12 protein-coding genes, 4 tRNA genes and 6 rRNA genes are annotated in these 26,240 nt (G+C 56.6%); 3 read left to right on the top strand and 19 right to left on the bottom strand.

Annotated elements, in window-relative coordinates; all coding sequences use genetic code 11:
* Positions 1–206: 206 nt before the first annotated feature.
* Positions 207–1,256, bottom strand: a complete 1,050-nt coding sequence (locus tag BZG29_RS27375; RefSeq protein ID WP_077408860.1) for an aminopeptidase — start codon at positions 1,254–1,256, stop codon at positions 207–209.
* A gap of 2 nt (positions 1,257–1,258) precedes the next feature.
* A complete protein-coding gene (locus BZG29_RS27380) occupies positions 1,259–3,334 on the bottom strand; it encodes a molybdopterin oxidoreductase family protein (RefSeq protein ID WP_077408861.1) in 2,076 nt (691 codons plus the stop codon).
* Between the two features lie 206 nt (positions 3,335–3,540).
* Here BZG29_RS27380 and BZG29_RS27385 point away from each other — a divergent pair, with 206 nt between their 5' ends.
* Positions 3,541–4,734 carry a M20 aminoacylase family protein gene (locus BZG29_RS27385; protein ID WP_077408862.1) on the top strand — a complete coding sequence of 398 codons (1,194 nt, stop codon included), beginning with the start codon at positions 3,541–3,543 and terminating at the stop codon, positions 4,732–4,734.
* A gap of 1 nt (position 4,735) precedes the next feature.
* Here BZG29_RS27385 and BZG29_RS27390 read toward each other — a convergent pair whose 3' ends face one another.
* On the bottom strand, positions 4,736–5,584 hold the full coding sequence (locus tag BZG29_RS27390) for an NAD(P)-dependent oxidoreductase (protein WP_253192730.1): 849 nt from the start codon (positions 5,582–5,584) through the stop codon (positions 4,736–4,738).
* 155 nt (positions 5,585–5,739) lie between these two features.
* Between BZG29_RS27390 and BZG29_RS27395 the strand changes: the two genes are divergently transcribed.
* Positions 5,740–6,300, top strand: coding sequence for an acyloxyacyl hydrolase (locus BZG29_RS27395; RefSeq protein ID WP_077408864.1), 561 nt, complete (start codon positions 5,740–5,742; stop codon positions 6,298–6,300).
* Between the two features lie 132 nt (positions 6,301–6,432).
* Here BZG29_RS27395 and rrf (BZG29_RS27400) read toward each other — a convergent pair.
* The 6 genes from rrf (BZG29_RS27400) to BZG29_RS27425 all read right to left on the bottom strand — a co-directional run bounded on the left by rrf (BZG29_RS27400) (position 6,433) and on the right by BZG29_RS27425 (position 13,136).
* A 5S ribosomal RNA gene (rrf, locus tag BZG29_RS27400) occupies positions 6,433–6,545 on the bottom strand.
* Between the two features lie 152 nt (positions 6,546–6,697).
* Positions 6,698–9,587: ribosomal RNA gene (locus tag BZG29_RS27405) — 23S ribosomal RNA — on the bottom strand.
* Between the two features lie 252 nt (positions 9,588–9,839).
* Positions 9,840–9,915 (bottom strand) — tRNA-Ala (locus BZG29_RS27410).
* A 19-nt stretch (positions 9,916–9,934) separates the two neighbouring features.
* Positions 9,935–10,011: transfer RNA gene (locus BZG29_RS27415), tRNA-Ile, on the bottom strand.
* Positions 10,012–10,109: 98 nt separating this feature from the next.
* A 16S ribosomal RNA gene (locus BZG29_RS27420) occupies positions 10,110–11,640 on the bottom strand.
* The 16S, 23S and 5S rRNA genes sit together here with 2 tRNA genes alongside, the layout of an rRNA operon.
* Before the next feature lie 416 nt (positions 11,641–12,056).
* Positions 12,057–13,136 (bottom strand): tartrate dehydrogenase, encoded by a 1,080-nt coding sequence (locus BZG29_RS27425; protein ID WP_077408865.1) that lies wholly within the window; start codon positions 13,134–13,136, stop codon positions 12,057–12,059.
* A 114-nt stretch (positions 13,137–13,250) separates the two neighbouring features.
* Between BZG29_RS27425 and BZG29_RS27430 the strand changes: the two genes are divergently transcribed.
* Positions 13,251–14,150 (top strand): LysR family transcriptional regulator, encoded by a 900-nt coding sequence (locus BZG29_RS27430; protein ID WP_077408866.1) that lies wholly within the window; start codon positions 13,251–13,253, stop codon positions 14,148–14,150.
* Between the two features lie 17 nt (positions 14,151–14,167).
* Here BZG29_RS27430 and BZG29_RS27435 read toward each other — a convergent pair whose 3' ends face one another.
* The 10 genes from BZG29_RS27435 to BZG29_RS27480 form a co-directional block, all read right to left on the bottom strand.
* Positions 14,168–15,658 carry a DUF3482 domain-containing protein gene (locus BZG29_RS27435; RefSeq protein ID WP_077408867.1) on the bottom strand — a complete coding sequence of 497 codons (1,491 nt, stop codon included), beginning with the start codon at positions 15,656–15,658 and terminating at the stop codon, positions 14,168–14,170.
* A complete protein-coding gene (locus BZG29_RS27440; protein ID WP_077408868.1) occupies positions 15,655–17,133 on the bottom strand; it encodes a DUF2868 domain-containing protein in 1,479 nt (492 codons plus the stop codon). Before BZG29_RS27440 ends, BZG29_RS27435 begins: the two co-directional genes overlap by 4 nt.
* A gap of 62 nt (positions 17,134–17,195) precedes the next feature.
* Entirely contained in the window at positions 17,196–17,885 is a 690-nt protein-coding gene (locus BZG29_RS27445) for an acid phosphatase (RefSeq protein ID WP_150131070.1), read from the bottom strand.
* A gap of 291 nt (positions 17,886–18,176) precedes the next feature.
* Positions 18,177–18,289, bottom strand: a 5S ribosomal RNA gene (rrf, locus tag BZG29_RS27450).
* Between the two features lie 151 nt (positions 18,290–18,440).
* Positions 18,441–21,316, bottom strand: a 23S ribosomal RNA gene (locus BZG29_RS27455).
* 237 nt (positions 21,317–21,553) lie between these two features.
* Positions 21,554–21,629, bottom strand: a tRNA-Ala gene (locus tag BZG29_RS27460).
* Between the two features lie 67 nt (positions 21,630–21,696).
* Positions 21,697–21,773 (bottom strand) — tRNA-Ile (locus BZG29_RS27465).
* Between the two features lie 100 nt (positions 21,774–21,873).
* Positions 21,874–23,404 (bottom strand): 16S ribosomal RNA (locus tag BZG29_RS27470).
* 392 nt (positions 23,405–23,796) lie between these two features.
* Positions 23,797–24,525: a DUF2135 domain-containing protein gene (locus BZG29_RS27475; RefSeq protein ID WP_077409320.1), complete on the bottom strand. Its 729-nt coding sequence runs from the start codon at positions 24,523–24,525 to the stop codon at positions 23,797–23,799.
* A gap of 29 nt (positions 24,526–24,554) precedes the next feature.
* On the bottom strand, positions 24,555–26,240 hold the full coding sequence (locus tag BZG29_RS27480) for a DUF2300 domain-containing protein (RefSeq protein ID WP_171985120.1): 1,686 nt from the start codon (positions 26,238–26,240) through the stop codon (positions 24,555–24,557).

The following is a 26,240-nucleotide window of genomic DNA, read 5'->3' on the forward strand; positions in this document are numbered from 1 at the left end:
TTCTGTCGTCCTGCAGTCAGTTTGAGCATTCTGACGAGCAATTGCTCTATGCTACTAATGCGATGCTATCGGGCGCCGGGCTTCCATGCAAGCGCTTTCAACAGTATTCGAGCGGCAACTCTAGGGGTATTTTGTGCTGCACTGCAACATGATAAATACGCTGTTGCAGGATCGTTCGCCTTGACGTCCGGGACAATCTTTACGGGTCACGGGCTGGACAATTGCTCCAGCGCCTGCCTGCGCTCAGGCTTCTTGATCTGGGCCATTGTGTGCACTGCAGCATAAAAAGCACGAAAGTTCTTTTTTTCTTCCAGCAATTTTTTGAAGGCAGGCAAAAATTCATTGTAGGTAGACACGGAAGCCAGGTGCGCATTGCTCAATGGCTGCTCGAACCAGCGGTCGTAACCGGCAAAACCACCCCAGTTTTTCTTCAGTACCTGGTAGGCATCTTGCAATGCCGCAAATACCTGCGCCTTGCGCGCGCGCTTCTCCGCGTCACTGGCGTCGCTCGCATACACGGACTCCAGTTCGCCCCGGTATTTCAATAGCAAGGCCAGGAAATCCTGGCGCCGCGCCGCATACTGGGCGTACGCCGCGCGCATGCTATCGTTGCCCTCGCGCGCCAGCCAGCGCTGCACGCCAGCCTCTTCCACGGCACTGGCAAACGACTCGTTGAAGGCCGAATCGCCAGGCACGTACACCACCTGGTGCGCCAGTTCATGGAAGATCAGGCGCGCCAGTTCCGCATCGTTGTAATTGATAAAGGTCGACAGCAACGGGTCGTCGAACCAGCCCAGAGTGGAATACGCGGGCACGCCGCCCACTTGCACGTCGTAATGCTGGGCGCGTAACTCGTCGGCATACGCGAGCGCCTCCTCCTTGCTGTAGTAGCCGCGGTAATTGACGCAGCCGGCGATGGGAAAACACCATTGCAGCGGCTGCAGCGACAATTCCGGCGTGGCCACCACGTTCCACAGCACGAACGGGCGCCGCAGCGCCGCATAGTTCTTGTAGCTGCCATTGTCGGGCAAGTCCAGCTCGCTGACGGCAAAGCGGCGGATTTGCTGCGCCTTGGCCAAACGCACTTTCAGGCGCGGCTCGGTGGCCGGGTCATCGAGCCACTCGCCGATAGGGCGCGCGCCGGACCACAGGGCATATTGCCCCTGCGCCGCTTGCGTGTAGTAGCGCAATTGCGTGCAGCCGCCCAGCAGCAGGCACGCCGTGCTGACAAGCAAGCGGGCCGGCCAGCGCGCCATGGTCAGGCAGCCTTTTCCACTTCGACCAGCGTATCGTAGAAGGTCGGCGCACGGCCCATGTCCGTCAGGCGCTGGCTGGTCACTTCGTTGGCGTTCTTGCCATCGCTGGCGAGTTTCTTCCACCACACGGACAAGCCCACCACCAGGCCTTTTCTCGCCTTGTCCGTGACCCTGGCCTTGGCCACAAAGCTGCCGCGGTCATTAAAGATGCGCACCATGTCGCCGGCCACGATGCCGCGCGCGGCGCCATCGTCGGGATGGATATCGAGGTGCGGCTCGCCTTCGGCCGCGCGCAGGCTTTTCACGTTCACAAAGGTGGAATTGAGGAAATTGCGCGCCGGCGGGGAAATCATGGCCAGCGGATAGCGGGCCGCCAGCGCGGGATTACTGGCTTGCGACTCGTGCGGTGCGATATACGCCGGCAAGGGATCGAGTCCCGCCTGCGCCATGGCTTCCGAATACAACTCGCACTTGCCCGATGGCGTAGGGAAACCACCCTCGGCAAATGGCGCCTCGGCCATGGCCAGCTTTTGCCAGCCCGTGCGTTTCAGCGATTCCCAGTCAAAATGCACGGCGCGCGCATCCGTGTTGTCGAACGCCTTGGCCGCCAGCGCATCGTCGCTTTCCTGGAAGCATGGATCATCAAAACCCATGTATTGGGCCAGCAGGCGGAAGATTTCCGTATTCGCCTTCGCTTCGCCCAGCGGCGCCACAGCCGCATTGTTCGCCATCATGTACAGGTGGCCATAGGTGGCATGCGTATCGACGTGTTCCAGCTGCGTGGTGGCGGGCAGCACGATGTCGGCGTAGTCGACGGTATCGGTCTGGAAGTGTTCGAGCACGACCGTAAACAAGTCTTCGCGGGCAAAGCCCTGCGCCACTTTCGAGGAATCGGGCGCCACCGCCAGGGGATTCGAGTTGTAGACGATCACGGCCTCGACTTGCGGGCCGAAATCGGCGGAACTTTCTTTCAATAAATCGTCGCCGATGGTGCTCATATTGATGGTGCGCGGCGTGCCTTTGAGCAAATCGGGACGCTGCAGGGCCTTGCGGTTGATGGGGAAGGAACCCGAACTCGACAGCTGCATGCCGCCAGCCGGATGGCGCCAGGCGCCCGTCAGGGCCGGCAGGCAGGCGATGTTGCGCACGGCCATGCCGCCGCCATGCACGCGCTGCACACCGTAATTGGCCCGGATGGCGGCGCCCTCGCCGGAGCGGCATGCCTGGCCGTACAGGCACGCCAAGTCAACCACTTCCGTGGCCGTGATGCCGCACACCTCGGCCACGCGCTCGGGCGGCCATTCCAGGGCCCGTTGTTTCAAGGCCTCGTAACCAATAGTGTAGCGCTCGATGTAATCATGATCGAGCATATCTTCCACAATCAAGACATGCATCAAACCCAGCGCCAGGGCGGCGTCGGTGCCCGGCAGCAAGGCGATATGCTGGTGGCATTTTTCGGCCGTCAGCGAACGATAGGGGTCGATGGCGATCAGGGTAGCGCCATTGCGCTTGGCCTCTTGCGCGCGCATCCAGAAGTGCAAATTCGAGGCGATCGGGTTGCCGCCCCAGATGATGATCAACTTGGCGTTCTGGAACTGCTCCAGGTCCGTGCCGATGCTGGCGCCCACCGTGTAGCGGTAGCCCGTGGCGCCGGCCGAGGCGCAAATGGTGCGGTCCAGCAAGGAAGCGCCCAATTGGTTGAAAAAGCGCGACGACATCGACTCGCCCTGCACCAGGCCCATGGTGCCGCAGTAGCTGTACGGCAAGATCGCCTGCGGATCGCGCGCCGCGATCGGTTTCAAGCGGGCGGCGATGGTTTGTAATGCTTCCTCCCAGCTGATGGGCTCGAACTTGCCTTCCCCCTTCTTGCCCACGCGGCGCAGCGGTGTCAGCAAGCGGTCCGCATGGTAGGTGCGCTCCGTAAAGCGCGTCACCTTGGTACACAGCACGCCAGCCGTGGTCGGGTGGTCGGGATCGCCCTTGACGGCTGTTGCCACCCCGTCGGTCACGGTGACCAGCAAGGCGCAGGTATCGGGGCAGTCGAGCGGGCAGGCGGCGCGCACTTGGGTGGTGGTCATGGGGCAATCCAAAAACGTTGGGGGAAGGCGATACTGTAAACCATTCCGCGCGCTTGCTGTTGGCGCCGTGGCAAGCACGTCCGTGCGCTGGATTTACCCGGCAAACAAGGGCTACAATGCACTATTAGCCGCGCCTGTTTTTGATCAAACAAGCGCGGTCCGGCGCGCCATACATTGCTGCGCGCCAGCATCCACAGGAGAGTCCCATGAAACTAGTTGATCCGATCTTGGCGTTTCAATCCGAGCTGCAAGGTATCCGTCGCGACCTGCACGCGCATCCCGAGCTGTGCTACGAAGAACAGCGCACTTCGGACGTGGTCGCCGCCAAACTGACGGAATGGGGCATTCCCGTGGTACGCGGCCTGGGCCGCACTGGCGTGGTCGGCATCATCCAGCATGGCACGTCCAAGCGCGCCATCGGCTTGCGTGCCGATATGGATGCCTTGCCGATGCAGGAAATGAATACCTTCGAGCATGCTTCACGTCATCCGGGCAAGATGCACGCCTGCGGCCACGACGGCCACACGGCCATGCTGCTCGGCGCCGCCCATTACCTGGCGCAACACCGCAACTTCGATGGCACGGTCTACCTCGTCTTCCAGCCGGCGGAAGAAGGCGGCGCCGGCGCGCGCGAAATGATAGCAGACGGCTTGTTTAAAAAGTTTCCCATGGATGCCATCTACGGCATGCACAACTGGCCAGGCGCGGAAGCGGGTACCCTGAGCGTGGTGGAAGGGCCAATGATGGCGTCCAGCAATGAATTCCACGTCACCGTCAAAGGCAAGGGCGCACACGCGGCCCAGCCGCACAAGGGCATCGACCCTGTGATGGTGGCCGTGCAAATCGCGCAAAGCTGGCAAACCGTCATCACGCGCAACAAGAGCCCGCTCGACACGGCCGTGCTGTCGATCACGCAAATCCATGCGGGCAGCGCCACCAATGTGATTCCCGACGACGCCAGCCTGGTCGGCACCGTGCGCACCTTCACCACGCCCGTGCTGGACCTGATCGAAGAGCGCATGCGCGACATCGCCGTGCACACGGCCGCCGCCTTTGGCGCCGAAGTCGAGTTCCACTTCAAGCGCAACTATCCGCCGCTGGTCAACCACGCGAAGGAAACGGCATTTGCCGTGGAAGTGATGAAAAGCGTGGTGGGCACCGACAAGGTCAACGCGAATGTCGAACCGACCATGGGCGCGGAAGATTTCGCATTTTTCCTGCAGGAAAAAGCCGGCTGCTATATCTTCATCGGCAATGGCGATGGCGAGCACCGCGATGGCGGCCACGGCCTGGGTCCGTGCGTCTTGCACAATGGCAGCTACGACTTCAATGACAATCTGCTGCCCATCGGCGCCAGTTTCTGGGTCAAGCTGGCAGAAGCGAGCCTGCCCGTCACGTAAATCAGCTCAGCTTATCCGGACCGGTGCCCAGGCGCAGGCCCGGATTCAACGCTTCCAGAGCCAGCAAGGCAGCCGCGTGGTCTGCCGTCGGGTGGCTGGCGGCAAGGGTTTCATAGCGCTGCGTCACCAATTGCGTCACCGGCAAGGTGACGTGCGCCGCCTCGGCAGCCGCGAGGATGTTGTGCATATCCTTGATCTGGCTTTTCACCTGTCCACCGGCAACAAAATTGCGCTCCAGCATGCGCTGGCCATGCACCTCCAGAATCTTGCTCTCGGCAAAACCGCCGCGTATCGCTGCCCGCACGGCGGCCGCATCGGCACCGGCCGCCTGCGCCAACAATAACGCTTCCGCCATGATATTCAGGGTGGCGCCGACGATCAGCTGATTGCACAGCTTGGCGACCTGGCCGCTGCCTGGCGCCCCCACCAGGGTCGGGCGCCCCATGGCCGACAGAATCACGTCAACCCGCGCGTAATCGCTGGCGCTGGCGCCGGCCATGATGGCCAGGGTGCCCGCCTGTGCCCCGCCGACTCCACCCGACACAGGTGCATCGATGAAGGCATGGCCTGCCGCCTGCAAGGTGGCATGAAATTGCTGCGCTTCTGCTTGCTTGGTGGAACTCATATCAACCCAGAGCGCCCCTGCATGTAAGGCTGGCAGCGCCTCTTGCAGCACCTGCGCCACGATGGGACCGGCTTCCAGCATCGAAATGACCACGTCCGCGTCATTGACAGCCTCGGCCACGGAAACGGCGGGCTGCGCCCCTGCCTCACGCAGGACTTGGGCCTTGCTGTGCGTGCGATTCCAAATTGTGACAGAATATCCAGCGCGCAGCAGGCACCGGATCATCGGATCCCCCATCAGACCGATACCGAGAAATGCGATTTTTGTAGAGAATGTCAATTGAACCTCTGAAATCAAACGGGTGGCGGGAACACTGTGCAAAACTGGGTGTCTGCGCAAACAAGACGAGCCTTACGGCCAATTTTACGATGAAAGCCTCTATGTCCTTCAAGAAGAATATCCTCAAATCCATCGCCGCTGTTGCCGCGCTGATGGCAGCCAACGCCGGCTTTGCCGCCGACGACAAACTGATCGACTCCGTCTACGGCGAATATGCCAAAGGCGTGAAGGTACAAATGGTACGCGCCGGCGTGACCTCGAACTGGGATAAAGCCTGGTTTGTATCGAATGGCACACAGCTGAGCGGTTACTGGGATGCCAGCATCGGCGGCTGGGATGGCAAGAGCTATCGCAATGTCCCCGGCCAGCATCAAAAACTGTGGGACCTGGGCTTTACCCCGGTGTTCCGCTTTGAAAACACGAACAAGCTGGGCTTCTATGCGGAAGGCGGCATTGGCGTACACATGCTGTCCAAGCTGTACGATAACGACGATAACCGCCTGTCGACGCACTTCCAGTTCGGCGACCATATCGGCGTTGGCTATATCTTCAATAACAAATGGGAAGTCGCTGCGAAGATTCAGCATTTCTCGAACGGCGGCTACAAGAAACCGAATAGCGGCGTCAATTACATGAATGTCAAAGTCGCTTACCATTTTTAATGGTTATGACAAATGAGCAAGGCACCGCGTAGCGGTGCCTTTTTTTACGCCTGTCTGTTGACAAAACAAAACCGCCGGACGAAAAAAAACCCGACCATTGCTGATCGGGTTTTCTTCTACTGCGAATAACAAGCCTGACGATAACCTACTTTCACACTGGTTGCAGCACTATCATCGGCGCAAAGTTGTTTCACGGTCCTGTTCGGGATGGGAAGGGGTGGGACCAACTTGCTATGGTCATCAGGCATAACTTGTACTGACGGTTGCTCCCGATTGGGCAGCAGCGTCATGAATCTGGAAGAAGTAGGATTATGTATTGAGGTATTACTTGGGTAATGATTGCGATCAACATTCACGCAACATGTACTTTCTCATCCTCTGTACCTGCTAAGGTTATAGGGACAAGCCGTACGGGCAATTAGTACTGGTTAGCTTAATGCATTACTGCACTTCCACACCCAGCCTATCAACGTCCTGGTCTCGAACGACCCTTCAAAGAGCTCAAGGCTCTGGGAAATCTCATCTCAAGGCAAGTTTCCCGCTTAGATGCTTTCAGCGGTTATCTCTTCCGAACTTAGCTACCCGGCAATGCCACTGGCGTGACAACCGGTACACCAGAGGTTCGTCCACTCCGGTCCTCTCGTACTAGGAGCAGCCCCCTTCAAATTTCCAACGCCCACGGCAGATAGGGACCAAACTGTCTCACGACGTTTTAAACCCAGCTCACGTACCACTTTAAATGGCGAACAGCCATACCCTTGGGACCGGCTACAGCCCCAGGATGTGATGAGCCGACATCGAGGTGCCAAACTCCCCCGTCGATATGAACTCTTGGGAGGAATCAGCCTGTTATCCCCAGAGTACCTTTTATCCGTTGAGCGATGGCCCTTCCATACAGAACCACCGGATCACTATGTCCTACTTTCGTACCTGCTCGACTTGTCAGTCTCGCAGTTAAGCACGCTTATGCCATTGCACTATCAACACGATGTCCGACCGTATCTAGCGTACCTTCGAACTCCTCCGTTACACTTTAGGAGGAGACCGCCCCAGTCAAACTGCCTACCATGCACTGTCCCCGATCCGGATAACGGACCAAGGTTAGAACCTCAAACAAACCAGGGTGGTATTTCAAGGTTGGCTCCACGAGAACTAGCGTCCCCGCTTCAAAGCCTCCCACCTATCCTACACAGATTGGTTCAAAGTCCAATGCAAAGCTACAGTAAAGGTTCATGGGGTCTTTCCGTCTAGCCGCGGGTAGATTGCATCATCACAAACATTTCAACTTCGCTGAGTCTCGGGAGGAGACAGTGTGGCCATCGTTACGCCATTCGTGCAGGTCGGAACTTACCCGACAAGGAATTTCGCTACCTTAGGACCGTTATAGTTACGGCCGCCGTTTACTGGGACTTCAATCAAGAGCTTGCACCCCATCATTTAATCTTCCAGCACCGGGCAGGCGTCACACCCTATACGTCCACTTTCGTGTTTGCAGAGTGCTGTGTTTTTATTAAACAGTCGCAGCCACCAGTTTATTGCAACCCTTTCACCCTCATGGAGTAAACCATTCAAGCTACCGGGGCGTACCTTTTCCCGAAGTTACGGTACCAATTTGCCGAGTTCCTTCTCCCGAGTTCTCTCAAGCGCCTTAGAATACTCATCTCGCCCACCTGTGTCGGTTTGCGGTACGGTCTCGTATGACTGAAGCTTAGAGGCTTTTCTTGGAACCACTTCCGATTGCTTCGTGAACAAGTTCACTCGTCTCAACCCCTTGAATTCCGTACCCGGATTTGCCTAAGTACCTTCTATGAGCCAAAAACCAACTATTCCAACAGTTGGACAACCTTCCGCGATCCGTCCCCCCATCGCATCATACGACGGTGCAGGAATATTAACCTGCTTCCCATCAGCTACGCATCTCTGCCTCGCCTTAGGGGCCGACTCACCCTGCTCCGATGAACGTTGAACAGGAAACCTTGGGCTTACGGCGTGGAGGCTTTTCACCCCCATTATCGCTACTCATGTCAGCATTCGCACTTCTGATACCTCCAGCATCCTTTACAAGACACCTTCGCAGGCTTACAGAACGCTCTCCTACCATATATATCTGTGATAAATCACAGAACAATATCCGCAGCTTCGGTGACTGGCTTAGCCCCGTTACATCTTCCGCGCAGGACGACTCGATCAGTGAGCTATTACGCTTTCTTTAAATGATGGCTGCTTCTAAGCCAACATCCTGACTGTTTTAGCCTTCCCACTTCGTTTTCCACTTAGCCAATCTTTGGGACCTTAGCTGGCGGTCTGGGTTGTTTCCCTCTTGACGCCGGACGTTAGCACCCGACGTCTGTCTCCCAAGCTCGCACTCATCGGTATTCGGAGTTTGCAATGGTTTGGTAAGTCGCAATGACCCCCTAGCCATAACAGTGCTCTACCCCCGATGGTGATACTTGAGGCACTACCTAAATAGTTTTCGGAGAGAACCAGCTATTTCCAAGTTTGTTTAGCCTTTCACCCCTACCCACAGCTCATCCCCTAATTTTTCAACATTAGTGGGTTCGGACCTCCAGGGCGTGTTACCGCACCTTCATCCTGGCCATGAGTAGATCACTTGGTTTCGGGTCTACACCCAGCGACTGATCGCCCTATTCGGACTCGATTTCTCTACGGCTTCCCTATGCGGTTAACCTTGCCACTGAATGTAAGTCGCTGACCCATTATACAAAAGGTACGCAGTCACGGAACAAGTCCGCTCCTACTGTTTGTATGCACACGGTTTCAGGATCTATTTCACTCCCCTTCCGGGGTTCTTTTCGCCTTTCCCTCACGGTACTGGTTCACTATCGGTCGATTACGAGTATTTAGCCTTGGAGGATGGTCCCCCCATATTCAGACAGGATGTCACGTGTCCCGCCCTACTTGTCGTACGCTTAGTATCACCGGTCCGATTTCACATACGGGGCTATCACCCACTATGGCTCCTATTTCCAGAGGATTCTGTTATCGGTCCGACTATCACGTACAGGCTCTTCCCATTTCGCTCGCCGCTACTTTGGGAATCTCGGTTGATTTCTTTTCCTGCAGCTACTTAGATGTTTCAGTTCGCCGCGTTCGCCTTGCATACCTATGTATTCAGTATGCAATACCCTAAAAGGGTGGGTTGCCCCATTCGGAAATCTGCGGATCAAAGTGTGTTTGCTCACTCCCCGCAGCTTATCGCAAGCTACTACGTCCTTCATCGCCTGTAATCGCCAAGGCATCCACCATGTGCACTTATTCGCTTGTCCCTATAACGTTAGCCTCTGATTACCTAAATAATCAAAGAGCGCTACAGGGATAAGAAAGTACAACGTTGTTGCTTGTTTGTTGATACATACAATCATTACCCATCGATTCGCTTTTTACGGCAAACCGATCAATAAATAATCTTTACTTCTTCCAGATTGTTAAAGAACGAAACAGCTTTGATCGCTAAAAGATCAAACCTAAATTTAATCACCACTGTGATTAACTTACGTTTGTACTTTCGAGTAAAACTTTGGTGGAGGATGACGGGATCGAACCGACGACCCCCTGCTTGCAAAGCAGGTGCTCTCCCAGCTGAGCTAATCCCCCTGAGATTTTACTAATTAGCTGGTAGGGCTGGTTGGACTCGAACCAACGACCCCCGCGTTATCAACACGGTGCTCTAACCAGCTGAGCTACAGCCCCAACGCGGAACTACTACGACTACTGTTTCTTCTTAATTAAACAGCCGATAAGTGTGAACATTTGATGCGTGAATCATTACTGATTCGTGCAAACTCTAGAAAGGAGGTGATCCAGCCGCACCTTCCGATACGGCTACCTTGTTACGACTTCACCCCAGTCACGAATCCTACCGTGGTAAGCGCCCTCCTTGCGGTTAAGCTACCTACTTCTGGTAAAACCCGCTCCCATGGTGTGACGGGCGGTGTGTACAAGACCCGGGAACGTATTCACCGCGACATGCTGATCCGCGATTACTAGCGATTCCAACTTCATGCAGTCGAGTTGCAGACTACAATCCGGACTACGATACACTTTCTGCGATTAGCTCCCCCTCGCGGGTTGGCGGCGCTCTGTATGTACCATTGTATGACGTGTGAAGCCCTACCCATAAGGGCCATGAGGACTTGACGTCATCCCCACCTTCCTCCGGTTTGTCACCGGCAGTCTCATTAGAGTGCCCTTTCGTAGCAACTAATGACAAGGGTTGCGCTCGTTGCGGGACTTAACCCAACATCTCACGACACGAGCTGACGACAGCCATGCAGCACCTGTGTACTGGTTCTCTTTCGAGCACTCCCCAATCTCTCGGGGATTCCAGCCATGTCAAGGGTAGGTAAGGTTTTTCGCGTTGCATCGAATTAATCCACATCATCCACCGCTTGTGCGGGTCCCCGTCAATTCCTTTGAGTTTTAATCTTGCGACCGTACTCCCCAGGCGGTCTACTTCACGCGTTAGCTGCGTTACCAAGTCAATTAAGACCCGACAACTAGTAGACATCGTTTAGGGCGTGGACTACCAGGGTATCTAATCCTGTTTGCTCCCCACGCTTTCGTGCATGAGCGTCAATCTTGACCCAGGGGGCTGCCTTCGCCATCGGTGTTCCTCCACATATCTACGCATTTCACTGCTACACGTGGAATTCTACCCCCCTCTGCCAGATTCTAGCCTTGCAGTCTCCAATGCAATTCCCAGGTTGAGCCCGGGGATTTCACATCAGACTTACAAAACCGCCTGCGCACGCTTTACGCCCAGTAATTCCGATTAACGCTTGCACCCTACGTATTACCGCGGCTGCTGGCACGTAGTTAGCCGGTGCTTATTCTTCAGGTACCGTCATTAGCAAGAGATATTAGCTCTCACCGTTTCTTCCCTGACAAAAGAGCTTTACAACCCGAAGGCCTTCTTCACTCACGCGGCATTGCTGGATCAGGCTTTCGCCCATTGTCCAAAATTCCCCACTGCTGCCTCCCGTAGGAGTCTGGACCGTGTCTCAGTTCCAGTGTGGCTGGTCGTCCTCTCAGACCAGCTACTGATCGATGCCTTGGTAGGCTTTTACCCTACCAACTAGCTAATCAGATATCGGCCGCTCCACGAGCATGAGGTCTTGCGATCCCCCACTTTCATCCGTAGATCGTATGCGGTATTAGCGTAACTTTCGCTACGTTATCCCCCACTCTAGGGTACGTTCCGATATATTACTCACCCGTTCGCCACTCGCCACCAGAGCAAGCTCCGTGCTGCCGTTCGACTTGCATGTGTAAGGCATGCCGCCAGCGTTCAATCTGAGCCAGGATCAAACTCTTCAGTTTAATCTCTGTTACTTTGCCGTTTTACCGGCACCGTCTTGCGACGGGTCGCTCACTCAAAAAACTGACAGGCCACTACTTTCGTAGCGCCTATTTCATTATTTCTTGTGAACATTTGATATATTTTAAGTATTACAGCAATCCGAAGATCGCTGCTGCACTTACATCAAATGTCCACACTTATCGACTGTTAATTGTTAAAGAACTGTATTCGGTACTGCTTATTTACCACTCTCGCGCTATCGACAAAGCGTTGTGTTTGTCAGCTGCGAAGAAGGAAGAGTATGAAGCATTTCGCTAAATCCGTCAACACCTTCTTTTTACTACCCAGCCCCTGAAGGCTGTCCCTTTTGTGCCGCAAACTAGTGCGTCTCATTGGGGAGGCGAACTATAGCAAAGCCACTCACAGGCAGCAAGCTTTATTTCAGCAATTCGGCAACCGCCATGCCGACATCCGTCGTACTGGCGCTGCCACCCATGTCTGGCGTACGCGGACCATGCTCAAGCACCTGCTCGATGGCCCGCACAATCGCATCATGCGCCGCCGTGTAATTGGCATCGCCATTGCCGAGGAAGTCCAGCATCATGGCGCCCGACCAGATCATGCCGATCGGATTGGCGATATTCTGGCCATAGATATCGGGGGCGGAACCGTGCACCGGCTCGAAAACGGAAGGAAAAGTCCGCTCCGGATTGATATTGGCCGACGGTGCGATGGCAATCGTCCCCGTGCAGGCGGGCCCCAGGTCGGACAGGATGTCGCCAAACAGATTCGAAGCGACCACCACGTCGAAGCGTTCAGGGCTCAATACAAAGCGGGCCGCCAGGATGTCGATATGGTATTTATCCCAGCGGACATCGGGAAAGCTCGGGCCCATGGCTTCCACCCGCTCATCCCAATACGGCATGCTGATGGCGATGCCATTTGATTTCGTGGCCGATGTCAGGTGTTTTTTAGGCCGGCTTTGCGCCAGCTCAAACGCATACTTCAGGATACGGTCGACACCCTTGCGCGTAAAAACGGATTCCTGCAGCACCGTTTCGCGTTCCGTCCCCTCGAACATGCGCCCACCCACGGATGAATACTCTCCTTCCGTATTTTCACGCACCACATAAAAATCGATATCACCTGGCTTCTTGTTCGCCAGCGGGCACGGCACACCAGGCATCAAGCGCACGGGACGCAGATTCACGTATTCGTCGAATTCGCGGCGGAATTTCAGCAGCGAGCCCCATAAGGAGATGTGGTCGGGTACCTTGTCCGGCCAGCCCACAGCGCCAAAGTAGATGGCATCGAAATCCTTGAGCTGGGCAAACCAGTCCGAGGGCATCATTTGCCCGTGTTCCAGGTAATAATCGCAATTGGCCCATGCCATCGTCGTGAACTGCAGGTCGATATTGAAACGGCGCGCGGCGGCCTCGACGACACGCAGCCCTTCCGGCATGACTTCATTGCCGATGCCGTCGCCGGCGATGACTGCGATTCGGTGTGCGGGCATGGGGTTCTCCTGGTTATAGATGGATGCTAGATGGATGCATTGATGATACTGGCGCCGCATGAGAATACAATCAGGTAACTCATAACCCAAGTATTCACATTTCGTGGTCAATCAATGAAACATACACCGCTGCTGGAAGACTTACGCCTGTTTTGCCAGGTCGCCCATAAAACCAGCTTCGCCGGCACGGCCTTGGAACTGGGCATTTCCAAGGCCGTCGTCAGCAAGCGCATAGGCATGCTGGAAGCGGCACTGCAAGTACGGCTGTTGCACCGGACCACACGCCGGGTCAGCGTCACCGATCACGGCGAGATCGTGCGGCAATGGGCGCAGCGCATCCTGGAAGATGTCGAGCAAATGGGTGAGGCGGTAGCGCAGTCAAAACTGCAGCCGCAAGGCGTGCTGCGCATCTGCTCCAGTTCCGGTTTCGGACGCAACCGGCTCGGTCCTGCCCTATCCCAGCTGGCACGGCAGTATCCAGACCTGAAAATACAGCTGGAATTGCTCGACCGGCCCGTCGACCTGCTGGGCGAAGGTTTCGATCTCGACATTCGTATCGGCGTGGTCCATGAACCGGACCTGATCGCCCACCGTATTGCCAGCAACCAACGCGTACTGTGCGCCGCGCCCGCCTACCTGGCACGACGCGGAGCGCCGGACACCCTGGCGCAGCTGCGCGAGCATGACTGCATCGTCATTCGCGAACGCGACCAGGATGGGCGGCGCTGGAAACTGCAGGGGCCGCAAGGATTGGAAACGGTGAAGGTCGACGGGCCGCTATCGGCCAACAATGGCGAGATCGTCCATCAATGGGCGCTGGATGGCCATGGCATCATCTTGCGTTCGGCATGGGATGTGGAAAGCAGCCTGGCGCAAGGCAAGCTGCTGCGCATTTTGCCCGCGTATCAACAGGCGGCCGACGTGTGGGCGGTGACCACCTCCCGGCTGTCGAACTCGGCCAAGGTCAGGGCCTGCGTGCAGTTTCTGGAGCAATGGCTGCAAGCCCGCGCCTGATAATCTACACCAGGTATCTACACCAGGCGCGCCACATCTGGATACAGGCGCGCCAGGGTATCGGAGGTGATGGACGACAGGAGGGGCAGCACGCGCTCGGCGGCTTGCTCCGGCGACTTTTCCCGGCGCACGTCTTTCCACACCTCGGCCAGAGCAGCGTCATGGCGCGCTACCGCCTGCTCGACCTCATCCTGCCAGAAGGCCGGCGCTTCGCTTTCCACAAAGTTGCCGCGGCCACGGCCAAAATGCGCCACCGCCAGATAGCGCAGCACGCCCGCCACCACCAGGGTGCGCAGGAAAGCATCGGTAAATTGCATGGTGGGCTCGTTGCGGTCCGTGCCGGAATTAAAACCCCAGGCGGCGCCCGCAAACGTCAATGCACCGACCACGCCGCCAAGCAAGGCCCCCGTGCCCAAGGTCAAGCCGCCGGAAATCAGGTCGGCCGACAGTCCCGTTGCCGCACCGGAAATCATGGCGCCCAACAACCCCGCTTGCGCCTTGTCGATCGGCGCGCGCACGGCGAAATTTTCCCGTATCCTGCTATTGATCTTATGCGCATCGGTAGGATCGAGTTTGTGCAAGATCAACAGTTCACGCGTCGTTTCGCCGCTGTGCGTATTGAGGCGCGCTACCAGGCTGGCCATGGCCTTTTCCTGGCGTTGCTGCTCTGCATTCTTACCGATACCCACTACCTGCAAGGCCGATTTCAGCAAGCCCTTGGACGCCGGATCAATGGCTTCGCGATCCTGGGCTGCCATGACCAGCTGCGTGGCCAGCAAATGCATGGCCTGCTGAAAACGCGCCGTATTTTGCGCTTGCCAGACAGCAAACAAACGCGCGTAGCCAGCTTGCTGCGACTGCGGCAACAATTTACCCACGGCTTCGTAAAACACGCGCTCATGTACCCAGCAGCGGGCAAAGGCATCGAGCGCCAGGACGCCGCGCACGATCGGATACTGCTGCAAATGCTCGCGCCAGCGCGCCTGCTCGCCGAGCTCCTCATTGCCCGGACGCGGCGGCCCCATCTGATTGAGCAAGACCACCACGGGCTTATCCAGCCAGGCGAGGATTTTCATTTCCGCTGGCAAATAACCTGCATCCCGGGGATTTTCGGAAGAGTTGACCAGATACAGCACCACGTCAGCGGAGTCCTTGGCCGTGCGCAACGCTTGCTGGCTGAGCCAGAACGGACGGTCGCGGTAGCGGTCCAGCACTTCGCGCAGGAACCAGCCGATGGGATTGCCCGACTGCCCCAAGCGCTTGAGCAAGCGCACGGAGTCGCCAAAGCCTGGCGTATCCCACAATTGCAGGGCATCACCCTGCGGCGTCGCCAGCAAGGTATGCGATTCCGCAAACACGGTCACGTGGGCGGCGTCGCGCACTTCGCCGACATCCACGCCCACCAGGGTACGCGCCAGTGTCGTCTTGCCATTATTCGTGTGCGAAATCAGCGCGAACTGAATCTGCACCGCATCATCCTGCACATCTTTATTCACATTCACACTCATGCTGCTGCCGATACTTTCAGCCCGACACCAGCATCGAGCGGGTGCAAGGCAGGATTGAGCAAATTGACCAGGGTGGCCGTGGTTTTGTGGAACTGGCAGAATTGTTGCCACAAGGCGACTCGTTCCGCCAGGCGCGCGCCGTTATCCGCCTGCTCGCCCGCACGCTCCAGGTAGCCGGACTCGTCGATCAGGACGGCGATGCCGCGTGTTGACGATTGCGCCAGGTAATCGAGGAAGGCGCCATGATTTTCCTTTTCCGGCGTCGCCGTCAGGTTGAACAGCACGGCCGTGATATTGACTTGCGGATCATTCAGGTCCGTGCCACGCAGGACGTCCTGCGGCTCTTCGCCATACGACGTCGACGGACGCAGCATCATGCGGCCTTGCTCACCGAACAACATGAGGGCGAGTTGCCCCAGGCCCTTGTGGCGCGCCTCATCGACAGTAAAGCTGTATGGCAAGACGCGCAACATGCCGCCCGTGGCCACGCCGATGCTTTCATTGAGCTTGCGGAAATACGGTTGATCGAGATCCAGCGGAAAGTGCCTGGTCAGGCGCGCGGCGCGCCAGTTGTTGACCAATGCCAGGATCAGGCGGGGAACGACCACCAGCAGAAAGATGGTTGCCGCATACAAATGCACCCAACGGGCGCCACCTTCGACGGTGGTCGTTTGCGGGAAACGCAGCGCTTCGATTTCCGCCAGCGAAAAGCCTTGCAAATGAAATAGGGCAATAGCCGGCGCAAACAGGGTTGAAAGCAGGCTGTGTACCTGGCTGGCACTCAAAAAGGTGCTTTCCCAACCTGCTGCGTATTGCGACAGGAAACCGCGCGCATACAACGAGGCGACGGCGCCGATGGCAAACATGGCGGCGCTCAGGTGGATGGTACGGCTCAGGCGCGCGGCCGTCAGCTTGGAGCTCAGGTGCGCCCATTCCCCCATGAAGCTGAGCAAACCCGAGGACAAGGCGTGCGGCAACTTGCGCGGCAAGGCCAGGCGGCCCACGCTCAGGTGGCGCACCAGTCCCGCCTTCGGCCAGCCGAGGGCATGCGAGGGGATGCATAGCCAGATCAGCAAGCCCAGGTAGACCAGCACGTTCCACGCGATGATCAGCAGCAAGGGCGCCGACAACAGATCCACACGATGGGGATCCGTGATGCGGTCGAGCCCGGCGCCCAGCAGCAGTGCCAGCAGGGGCAAGGTCAGCGCCAGGGTTTTCATGCCGTTACGGCATTTCGCGAAAGCGGCAAAGGCGGGCGTGCGTTCGGTGATGCGCTTGAGGATCAACTCGGAGCGCTGCTGCAGGAAATCGTCACCCGTCACTTCGGCCTGTTTGCCCGAAGCTTGCCACTGCGCAAGCTCACGCGCGCTGCGGCTGGCATACATGCGGTCATCCTCGCTGAGGACTTCTTTTTTCTGGTCGGCCGTCTCGATAGCACGGACCAATACCACTTCTCTCGCAATCTGCTCGTTCATGGTGCTCCTGTTTTTGTATGAAACGACAACTAGACAGGCAGATTGTGACGTACTTTTATGTTTCAGGCCAACGCGTCCTCGGCCCGGAGCAGATTATGCAGCAGATATATCAGGAAAGAGGCGATCCAGGCAGACCACAAGGTGTGCGTGAAAAATTGCGTACCTTGCAACTGTTGCTGCCAGCCTGCCACCAAACCGCACAGTAGCATGACACCAGCGAGCAGAAGCGCCGTGCGCGGCCGTCCGGGCAGGCAAAACAATGGCAAGGCCAGCATCCACCAGGCAGTGTTCGTCTGCATGGTGGGCAGGCAAACCATGGCAGATGCATTGGCGGGCAATGTTTCCAGCAGGCGCGTGTATGGCGCCAGTCCGCCATAGCGCAGCAAATCCGTGGGACAGGGCACATCGCTGAAGGAAGAGAGCAAATAAATGCTTAACGGCACCAAGACGACCGACAGAGCCACGACGCGCAAGGCGCTGCGGCGTGAAGCAAGCCGAGCCAGCGGATGCAAGGTGTCCCAGATGGCCAAGCAGATCAAGGCGGAGCCAAGCGAGATCATGCCGAGCTGGAAATTGCCCGCCAACGCGCTGCCCGTGCCGGCAAATTGCCCACGCGTCCCGTCGAACATGCTGTCGGCGATCATGAGATCGAGGTTGCTGTAATTGCCGATCCAGAGTATCAGCATGGCCGACAGCATCAAGATACTATCGATGCCTTTGAGAGTTTTGACGAGTTTAAGCTTGGCCAACATGGATGCACACATTTACTTGATGGGATGAAAGGGACTGACCGCCCAAGGGCGGCAGCCATGCAAGTCATCGTACAGTGTGAATATGAAGAGAACATGACGGTGCCCGCAGTTAGCAACATGGACCGGGCGAGATAGGCATTTTGCAGCACACTCACCCCCGTAAAAAGTCCTCACGAGCGATAACTTCGCGCAACTTCGCCGTACGCACGACAAAAAGCCCGCACCAGGTAAAACCAGCGGACGTAAAAAAACCCCAACCGGATCACCGGAAGGGGTTTTTTCGAATAACAAGCCTGACGATAACCTACTTTCACACTGGTTGCAGCACTATCATCGGCGCAAAGTTGTTTCACGGTCCTGTTCGGGATGGGAAGGGGTGGGACCAACTTGCTATGGTCATCAGGCATAACTTGTACTGACGGTTGCTCCCGATTGGGCAGCAGCGTCATGAATCTGGAAGAAGTATTGGTATTTATTGAGGTGTTACTTGGGTAATGACTGCGATCAACAACACGCAACATGTACTTTCTCATCCTCTGTACCTGCTAAGGTTATAGGGACAAGCCGTACGGGCAATTAGTACTGGTTAGCTTAATGCATTACTGCACTTCCACACCCAGCCTATCAACGTCCTGGTCTCGAACGACCCTTCAAAGAGCTCAAGGCTCTGGGAAATCTCATCTCAAGGCAAGTTTCCCGCTTAGATGCTTTCAGCGGTTATCTCTTCCGAACTTAGCTACCCGGCAATGCCACTGGCGTGACAACCGGTACACCAGAGGTTCGTCCACTCCGGTCCTCTCGTACTAGGAGCAGCCCCCTTCAAATTTCCAACGCCCACGGCAGATAGGGACCAAACTGTCTCACGACGTTTTAAACCCAGCTCACGTACCACTTTAAATGGCGAACAGCCATACCCTTGGGACCGGCTACAGCCCCAGGATGTGATGAGCCGACATCGAGGTGCCAAACTCCCCCGTCGATATGAACTCTTGGGAGGAATCAGCCTGTTATCCCCAGAGTACCTTTTATCCGTTGAGCGATGGCCCTTCCATACAGAACCACCGGATCACTATGTCCTACTTTCGTACCTGCTCGACTTGTCAGTCTCGCAGTTAAGCACGCTTATGCCATTGCACTATCAACACGATGTCCGACCGTATCTAGCGTACCTTCGAACTCCTCCGTTACACTTTAGGAGGAGACCGCCCCAGTCAAACTGCCTACCATGCACTGTCCCCGATCCGGATAACGGACCAAGGTTAGAACCTCAAACAAACCAGGGTGGTATTTCAAGGTTGGCTCCACGAGAACTAGCGTCCCCGCTTCAAAGCCTCCCACCTATCCTACACAGATTGGTTCAAAGTCCAATGCAAAGCTACAGTAAAGGTTCATGGGGTCTTTCCGTCTAGCCGCGGGTAGATTGCATCATCACAAACATTTCAACTTCGCTGAGTCTCGGGAGGAGACAGTGTGGCCATCGTTACGCCATTCGTGCAGGTCGGAACTTACCCGACAAGGAATTTCGCTACCTTAGGACCGTTATAGTTACGGCCGCCGTTTACTGGGACTTCAATCAAGAGCTTGCACCCCATCATTTAATCTTCCAGCACCGGGCAGGCGTCACACCCTATACGTCCACTTTCGTGTTTGCAGAGTGCTGTGTTTTTATTAAACAGTCGCAGCCACCAGTTTATTGCAACCCTTTCACCCTCATGGAGTAAACCAATCAAGCTACCGGGGCGTACCTTTTCCCGAAGTTACGGTACCAATTTGCCGAGTTCCTTCTCCCGAGTTCTCTCAAGCGCCTTAGAATACTCATCTCGCCCACCTGTGTCGGTTTGCGGTACGGTCTCGTATGACTGAAGCTTAGAGGCTTTTCTTGGAACCACTTCCGATTGCTTCGTGCACAAGTGCACTCGTCTCAACCCCTTGAATTCCGTACCCGGATTTGCCTAAGTACCTTCTATGAGCCAAAAACCAACTATTCCAACAGTTGGACAACCTTCCGCGATCCGTCCCCCCATCGCATCATACGACGGTGCAGGAATATTAACCTGCTTCCCATCAGCTACGCATCTCTGCCTCGCCTTAGGGGCCGACTCACCCTGCTCCGATGAACGTTGAACAGGAAACCTTGGGCTTACGGCGTGGAGGCTTTTCACCCCCATTATCGCTACTCATGTCAGCATTCGCACTTCTGATACCTCCAGCATCCTTTACAAGACACCTTCGCAGGCTTACAGAACGCTCTCCTACCATATCTATTGCTAGATATCCGCAGCTTCGGTGACTGGCTTAGCCCCGTTACATCTTCCGCGCAGGACGACTCGATCAGTGAGCTATTACGCTTTCTTTAAATGATGGCTGCTTCTAAGCCAACATCCTGACTGTTTTAGCCTTCCCACTTCGTTTTCCACTTAGCCAATCTTTGGGACCTTAGCTGGCGGTCTGGGTTGTTTCCCTCTTGACGCCGGACGTTAGCACCCGACGTCTGTCTCCCAAGCTCGCACTCATCGGTATTCGGAGTTTGCAATGGTTTGGTAAGTCGCAATGACCCCCTAGCCATAACAGTGCTCTACCCCCGATGGTGATACTTGAGGCACTACCTAAATAGTTTTCGGAGAGAACCAGCTATTTCCAAGTTTGTTTAGCCTTTCACCCCTACCCACAGCTCATCCCCTAATTTTTCAACATTAGTGGGTTCGGACCTCCAGGGCGTGTTACCGCACCTTCATCCTGGCCATGAGTAGATCACTTGGTTTCGGGTCTACACCCAGCGACTGATCGCCCTATTCGGACTCGATTTCTCTACGGCTTCCCTATTCGGTTAACCTTGCCACTGAATGTAAGTCGCTGACCCATTATACAAAAGGTACGCAGTCACGGAACAAGTCCGCTCCTACTGTTTGTATGCACACGGTTTCAGGATCTATTTCACTCCCCTTCCGGGGTTCTTTTCGCCTTTCCCTCACGGTACTGGTTCACTATCGGTCGATTACGAGTATTTAGCCTTGGAGGATGGTCCCCCCATATTCAGACAGGATGTCACGTGTCCCGCCCTACTTGTCGTACGCTTAGTACCACCGGTCCGATTTCACATACGGGGCTATCACCCGCTATGGCTCCTATTTCCAGAGGATTCTGTTATCGGTCCGACTATCACGTACAGGCTCTTCCCATTTCGCTCGCCGCTACTTTGGGAATCTCGGTTGATTTCTTTTCCTGCAGCTACTTAGATGTTTCAGTTCGCCGCGTTCGCCTTGCATACCTATGTATTCAGTATGCAATACCCTAAAAGGGTGGGTTGCCCCATTCGGAAATCTGCGGATCAAAGTGTGTTTGCTCACTCCCCGCAGCTTATCGCAAGCTACTACGTCCTTCATCGCCTGTAATCGCCAAGGCATCCACCATGTGCACTTATTCGCTTGTCCCTATAACGTTAGCCTCTTCATTCTTTCAAATGAAAAGAGCGCTACAGGGATAAGAAAGTACAACGTTGTTGCTTGTTTGTTGATACATACAATCATTACCCATCGATTTACCTTTTACGGCAAACCGATCAATAAATAATCTTTACTTCTTCCAGATTGTTAAAGAACGAAACAGCTTTGATCGCTAAAAGATCAAATCTAAACCCACAGGCTTACATTTGTACTTTCGGTAAAACGTGGTGGAGGATGACGGGATCGAACCGACGACCCCCTGCTTGCAAAGCAGGTGCTCTCCCAGCTGAGCTAATCCCCCTGTGGGTATTACATACTGGTAGGTCTGGCTGGACTAGCGTCCACCTTACCTCCGGGTCTGTTTTTACTGGTAGGGCTGGTTGGACTCGAACCAACGACCCCCGCGTTATCAACACGGTGCTCTAACCAGCTGAGCTACAGCCCCAACGCGGTGCTACTACGACTACTGTTTCTTCTCTTACTAACAGCCGATAAGTGTGAACATTTGATGCGTGAACCAGTTACCTGATTCGTGCAAACTCTAGAAAGGAGGTGATCCAGCCGCACCTTCCGATACGGCTACCTTGTTACGACTTCACCCCAGTCACGAATCCTACCGTGGTAAGCGCCCTCCTTGCGGTTAAGCTACCTACTTCTGGTAAAACCCGCTCCCATGGTGTGACGGGCGGTGTGTACAAGACCCGGGAACGTATTCACCGCGACATGCTGATCCGCGATTACTAGCGATTCCAACTTCATGCAGTCGAGTTGCAGACTACAATCCGGACTACGATACACTTTCTGCGATTAGCTCCCCCTCGCGGGTTGGCGGCGCTCTGTATGTACCATTGTATGACGTGTGAAGCCCTACCCATAAGGGCCATGAGGACTTGACGTCATCCCCACCTTCCTCCGGTTTGTCACCGGCAGTCTCATTAGAGTGCCCTTTCGTAGCAACTAATGACAAGGGTTGCGCTCGTTGCGGGACTTAACCCAACATCTCACGACACGAGCTGACGACAGCCATGCAGCACCTGTGTACTGGTTCTCTTTCGAGCACTCCCCAATCTCTCGGGGATTCCAGCCATGTCAAGGGTAGGTAAGGTTTTTCGCGTTGCATCGAATTAATCCACATCATCCACCGCTTGTGCGGGTCCCCGTCAATTCCTTTGAGTTTTAATCTTGCGACCGTACTCCCCAGGCGGTCTACTTCACGCGTTAGCTGCGTTACCAAGTCAATTAAGACCCGACAACTAGTAGACATCGTTTAGGGCGTGGACTACCAGGGTATCTAATCCTGTTTGCTCCCCACGCTTTCGTGCATGAGCGTCAATCTTGACCCAGGGGGCTGCCTTCGCCATCGGTGTTCCTCCACATATCTACGCATTTCACTGCTACACGTGGAATTCTACCCCCCTCTGCCAGATTCTAGCCTTGCAGTCTCCAATGCAATTCCCAGGTTGAGCCCGGGGATTTCACATCAGACTTACAAAACCGCCTGCGCACGCTTTACGCCCAGTAATTCCGATTAACGCTTGCACCCTACGTATTACCGCGGCTGCTGGCACGTAGTTAGCCGGTGCTTATTCTTCAGGTACCGTCATTAGCAAGAGATATTAGCTCTCACCGTTTCTTCCCTGACAAAAGAGCTTTACAACCCGAAGGCCTTCTTCACTCACGCGGCATTGCTGGATCAGGCTTTCGCCCATTGTCCAAAATTCCCCACTGCTGCCTCCCGTAGGAGTCTGGACCGTGTCTCAGTTCCAGTGTGGCTGGTCGTCCTCTCAGACCAGCTACTGATCGATGCCTTGGTAGGCTTTTACCCTACCAACTAGCTAATCAGATATCGGCCGCTCCACGAGCATGAGGTCTTGCGATCCCCCACTTTCATCCGTAGATCGTATGCGGTATTAGCGTAACTTTCGCTACGTTATCCCCCACTCTAGGGTACGTTCCGATATATTACTCACCCGTTCGCCACTCGCCACCAGAGCAAGCTCCGTGCTGCCGTTCGACTTGCATGTGTAAGGCATGCCGCCAGCGTTCAATCTGAGCCAGGATCAAACTCTTCAGTTTAATCTCTGTTACTTTGCCGTTTTACCGGCACCGTCTTGCGACGGGTCGCTCACTCAAAAAACTGACAGGCTACTTCCGAAGAAGTATCCTATTTCATTATTTCTTGTGAACATTTGATATATTTTAAGTATTACAGCAATCCGAAGATCGCTGCTGCACTTACATCAAATGTCCACACTTATCGACTGTTAATTGTTAAAGAACTGTATTCGGCACTGCTTTCGCGCTATCGACAAAGCGTTGTGTTTGTCAGCTGCGAAGAAGGAAGAGTATGAAGCGTTTCGGCTAATTCGTCAACCTTCTTTTTTCACCCTGCTTCACTCGGCATTTGCATGCGTCGTTCAGCGAGGGGGCGAATTATAGCCAAGCAACAGCGTGTCCGCAAGAGCCATTTATGGCAAGACGAACGATTTCACCAAGGTCAGCTCGCCGGCGGCCCGCATCGGCACCTGGAAGCTCTGCAGCTTTTCACGTGGCGTGCCTTCGTTGGTGATGACCGATATGCGGGCGACGGTCAGCATGGCGGTGTTCTCGCCGCTGCCGTAGTAATTCACATAGACGTGATAGTTGCCCTTCACGGGCGCCGAACTGGAGAAAATCTCCGGGCCATAGCCGGTGGTCACGTCCACGTCCAGCGCGCCGCCATCTTTCAAGACGCGATTGCCGTACCAGGCATGGCCACCATTCGGCGTGACCACGTGCATATCGAGGTCGGTGCCGGCGCTGTCCCACGACAACACGATGCGCAAGCGCGCCTGGGTCTTGCCCTGGTAGCTGTCGACAAACTGGGTGCGCGCGCGGCTCCTGCCATCCGGCGAGCGCACTTCCACGCTGTTCGAGCCGCTGCCAAAACCATACGGACGGCCATAGCTGCCATCCTCTCCCACTTCCATCGGCATCGCCACGCCATTGACCACCAAAGTAGCGGGCTTGCCCTTGACGGCGCCTGCGATGCGTCCCCGTATCTGCGCCGTCTCAGCCTGGCCCGGCTGCAGGTTGACCGACGCGGCGGGGTAGTTGACCGCTTGCGTGTATTGCTCGCTGGCGCCGGCCGAATTGCGCCAGCCGCTCTTGGGGGCGTCGATGGTGACCTGGGCCTGCACGCAGATTGGCAATAGCATTAGCGAAATCGAGCAGCGGATATAAAAACTCACAGGGCCTCCAGGTTAAGGTCGACGAGCCGGCGGGCCAGCCGCTCGACATATTCTTCGTCCTGGCCGCGCGGATGACGGCGCAAGCCAAGGTGTAAATACTCATGGGCCAAGGTGATGCGGTCTTCGCGCGTGGCCAGCGGCCGCATGAAGATGCGGTTGCGCGACTGCTCCGAATACGGCGCGCCGCTCTGCAAGGCACAGACCAGCGGCGCTTGCGGCGGCGCCTCGTAGCCGACCTCGCGCAGCAGCACGCGCTGCCAGCGCGGCACGGACCGCGCCAGCCAGTCCTCGTTCTGCGCCAGGCGCCGGCAACGCGCGCCGGTATTGCCAAAGGTACTCAGCGCGCCGCCAGGATACGCCGCCGCCAGCAATTCATCATAGTGCTTGCCTTGTCTGGCCTGCCGCACCGCCTCGCTCCACGCCATCGTGCCCTCGGATGACACGTTGCTGTGATAGCGCACCGTGACGCCATCGACGATCAACTGGTCGGTCCAGCGCGCAATCGCCAGCGCCGCCGGCGTGGCGGGGCTGGGACTGACGCGCTGGGTCGCGCTGCTGTCGGCGATCTGCTGACAGCCCGCCACCGTCACTGCATTCTGCTGCAGATACGTGCGCGCGGCGATTGCCAGCGCCTTGGCCGCTTCCGGCTCGCCGGCGTTCGCTTCGCGGTCGAGCACGCGCGCCACATATTCATTGACGCCGAAGCGGCCGCGCAATTGCGGGCGGCCGCCCTTCTCTTGCAGCAGCATCAACTCGCCGCTGCTGCGCAAGGCGAGGTTCTGGCCATTCTCGAATTGCACATGGTAGCGGCCATTCAGCGGGCCAGCTGCTGCCACACCACGCTCGCCGCGCACGGCGCGGATCGGATAGCGCTTGAAGTAATCGACGACCACGCAGCCGCCATCGTCGGCCGTGCCCACTTTCGGCAAGCTGGCGGCCAGCCTGGGCGCCCACTGTGCAAAGACATTGCTGCTGCCGCCCGCGCCGCCAAACCAGATCGGCGTGCCATCGGCCAGCCAGCCGGCCGCGCCGCCGACACGCTCTTCTGCCCGGCGCTGCTCGTGCCAGGAATACGTCTTTACGCGCAGCTGGCTGCCGAACCAGCGCGCCGTACCGGCGCCGCGTCCGTCGAGCACCACGCGCAGCAGCGCTGCCTCGGCATCCACGCGGCTGGCGGCCGGGATGCTGTCCAGCGCGCGCAGCAGGCTATCCAGGCGCACCGTGCGCGCCGGCGCCATCTGCGCGGGATCCGCCAGCCAGGCAAAGTCGCCTGCCGGCGCGCTCCCCAGGCGGCGGGTCCAGTACTGGCGCCACGGCGCTGCCGTGATCATCAGGCGCCTGGGCGAGAAAAATGGGCCGCACGATTGCGCCAGCGCCGCATCGTGACCGATGCTCTGGCCCGCATCGCAGCAATACACTTCTTCCGGATCGCGACCGCCGCAGCGGTAGTCGGGCATCGCCACCTTGTTATCCGTCGCGTATACATAGACGAACAGCTTCCACAGGCTGGCCAGCGGTACTTGCCGCGCGCCGTCAAACGGCGGCGAGAGGGGCTGCGTGGCACCGCCCAGACGCAACTGCCGCACTTCCGTCTTGCCATCGCGCCACCAGGCCACGTCCAGCGATGCAGACCACGCAGGTACGGCCAGCAGCAGGGTTGCCGTCAATGCAGGAAGTGCCAC

It is taken from the genome of Janthinobacterium sp. LM6 (genome assembly GCF_002002885.1).
Taxonomy (GTDB): domain Bacteria; phylum Pseudomonadota; class Gammaproteobacteria; order Burkholderiales; family Burkholderiaceae_D; genus Janthinobacterium; species Janthinobacterium kumbetense.